The sequence below is a fragment of the Lentilactobacillus parabuchneri DSM 5707 = NBRC 107865 genome, from assembly GCF_001435315.1.
Classification (GTDB): Bacteria; Bacillota; Bacilli; order Lactobacillales; family Lactobacillaceae; genus Lentilactobacillus; species Lentilactobacillus parabuchneri.
On the sequence record NZ_AZGK01000030.1, the window covers coordinates 1 to 3,160 of the forward strand.

The following is a 3,160-nucleotide window of genomic DNA, read 5'->3' on the forward strand; positions in this document are numbered from 1 at the left end:
AAAAATCGCAAATACTCAATTAACTTTGCATCACTTCGTGATGTACAGGTTAAGTTAAAAAGGGCGCATGGTGAATGCCTTGGCACTAGAAGCCGATGAAGGACGGGACTAACACCGATATGCTTCGGGGAGCTGTACGTAAGCTTTGATCCGGAGATTTCCGAATGGGGAAACCCAGCAGCTTTAATCAGCTGTTACTATATAGTGAATTCATAGCTATATAGAGGTAGACGTGGGGAACTGAAACATCTCAGTACCCACAGGAGCAGAAAGAAATTTCGATTCCCTAAGTAGCGGCGAGCGAACGGGGAACAGCCCAAACCAACGAGCTTGCTCGTTGGGGTTGTAGGACTGAACATTTGAGTTACCAAAGTTGTTGATAATCGAACAATCTGGGAAGGTTGGCGAAACAGGGTGATAGCCCCGTAGGTGAAATCAATGACCCTCAGTTCAGGATCCTGAGTACGGCGACACACGTGAAACGTCGTCGGAATCCGGGAGGACCATCTCCCAAGGCTAAATACTCTCTAGTGACCGATAGTGAACCAGTACCGTGAGGGAAAGGTGAAAAGCACCCCGGAAGGGGAGTGAAATAGTTCCTGAAACCATGTGCCTACAAGCAGTTAGAGCCCGTTAATGGGTGATAGCGTGCCTCTTGTAGAATGAACCGGCGAGTTACGGTAACATGCAAGGTTAAGGTTTAAAAGCCGGAGCCGCAGCGAAAGCGAGTCTGAAATGGGCGTTTGAGTATGTTGCTGTAGACCCGAAACCAGGTGATCTACCCATGTCCAGGCTGAAGGTGCGGTAAAACGCACTGGAGGGCCGAACCCGTGTACGTTGAAAAGTGCTGGGATGAGGTGTGGGTAGCGGTGAAATTCCAAACGAACTTGGAGATAGCTGGTTCTCTCCGAAATAGCTTTAGGGCTAGCCTCGGACGTAGAATCATGGAGGTAGAGCCACTGTTTGGATGAGGGGCCCGTCATGGGTTACTAAGTTCAGATAAACTCCGAATACCATTGATTTTTATCCGGGAGTCAGACGGTGAGTGATAAGATCCATCGTCAAAAGGGGAACAGCCCAGACCACCAGTTAAGGTCCCTAAATATATGCTAAGTGGAAAAGGATGTGGAGTTGCATAGACAACTAGGATGTTGGCTCAGAAGCAGCCATCATTTAAAGAGTGCGTAATAGCTCACTAGTCGAGTGATTCCGCGCCGAAAATTTACCGGGGCTAAGCATATTACCGAGACTGTGGACTTGACCTTTGGTCAAGTGATAGGAGAGCGTTCTAAGGGCAATGAAGCCAGACCGTAAGGACTGGTGGAGCGCTTAGAAGTGAGAATGCCGGTATGAGTAGCGAAAGATCAGTGAGAATCTGATCCACCGAATGACTAAGGTTTCCTGGGGAAGGCTCGTCCTCCCAGGGTTAGTCGGGACCTAAGCCGAGGCCGAAAGGCGTAGGCGATGGATAACAGGTTGAGATTCCTGTACTAGTTGATGATGTTTGAGCGATGGAGGGACGCAGGAGGCTAAGTTGTGCATCCAGTTGGAAAGGGATGTTCAAGCAACGAGTCAGTCAATGAGTTAAATGCTTATTGGCGGGTTGACAAGTTGTGATGAGGACCGAAATTTAAGTAGGGAAGCAACCAACGTCACACTGCCGAGAAAAGCTTCTAGTGAGTCATCAACTACCCGTACCGCAAACCGACACAGGTAGTCGAGGAGAGAATCCTCAGGTGAGCGAGTGAACTCTCGTTAAGGAACTCGGCAAAATGACCCCGTAACTTCGGGAGAAGGGGTGCTGTGCGCAAGCACAGCCGCAGTGAAAAGGCCCAGGCGACTGTTTATCAAAAACACAGGTTTCTGCAAAATCGTAAGATGACGTATAGGGGCTGACGCCTGCCCGGTGCTGGAAGGTTAAGTGGATGAGTTAGCTTCGGCGAAGCCCAGAAATGAAGCCCCAGTAAACGGCGGCCGTAACTATAACGGTCCTAAGGTAGCGAAATTCCTTGTCGGGTAAGTTCCGACCCGCACGAAAGGCGTAACGATCTGGGCACTGTCTCAACGAGAGACTCGGTGAAATTAAGATACCTGTGAAGAAGCAGGTTACCCGCGACAGGACGGAAAGACCCCATGGAGCTTTACTGTAGCTTGATATTGGGTGTTGACACAGCTTGTACAGGATAGGTAGGAGCCATTGAAGCCGGAACGCTAGTTTCGGCGGAGGCGTTGGTGGGATACTACCCTCGCTGTGTGAACACTCTAACCCGCGCCACTCAGCGTGGCGGGAGACAGTGTCAGGTAGGCAGTTTGACTGGGGCGGTCGCCTCCCAAACAGTAACGGAGGCGCCCAAAGGTTCCCTCAGAATGGTTGGAAATCATTCAACGAGTGTAAAGGCAGAAGGGAGCTTGACTGCGAGACAGACAGGTCGAGCAGGGACGAAAGTCGGGCTTAGTGATCCGGTGGTACCGTATGGAAGGGCCATCGCTCAACGGATAAAAGCTACCCTGGGGATAACAGGCTTATCTCCCCCAAGAGTCCACATCGACGGGGAGGTTTGGCACCTCGATGTCGGCTCATCGCATCCTGGGGCTGTAGTCGGTCCCAAGGGTTGGGCTGTTCGCCCATTAAAGCGGTACGCGAGCTGGGTTCAGAACGTCGTGAGACAGTTCGGTCCCTATCCGTCGCGGGCGTAGGAAATTTGAGAGGAGCTGTCCTTAGTACGAGAGGACCGGGATGGACATACCGCTGGTGTACCAGTTGCGCCGCCAGGCGCACCGCTGGGTAGCTACGTATGGATGAGATAAACGCTGAAAGCATCTAAGTGTGAAACTCACCTCAAGATGAGATTTCCCATTCCTATATGGAAGTAAGACCCCTGAGAGATGATCAGGTAGATAGGTTGGAAGTGGAAGTGCAGTGATGTACGGAGCGGACCAATACTAATCGGTCGAGGACTTAACCAAGTAGAAATGGTGTTCAAGGGCAGAAAATTAATATTAGCTAGTTTTGAGAGAACGAAGTTCTTTCACAGGAAAATAGTGTGGTGGCGATAGCCAGAAGGATACACCTGTTCCCATGCCGAACACAGAAGTTAAGCTTCTGCACGCCAAGAGTAGTTGGGGGATCGCCCCCTGCGAGGGTAGGACGTTGCCACGC

General features: G+C 50.9%; 2 rRNA genes. Both read left to right on the plus strand.

From position 1 onward, the window contains the following. Positions 1–47: 47 nt before the first annotated feature. A 23S ribosomal RNA gene (locus FC51_RS11910) occupies positions 48–2,967 on the plus strand. 76 nt (positions 2,968–3,043) lie between these two features. Beyond that, positions 3,044–3,160 (plus strand): 5S ribosomal RNA (rrf, locus tag FC51_RS11915).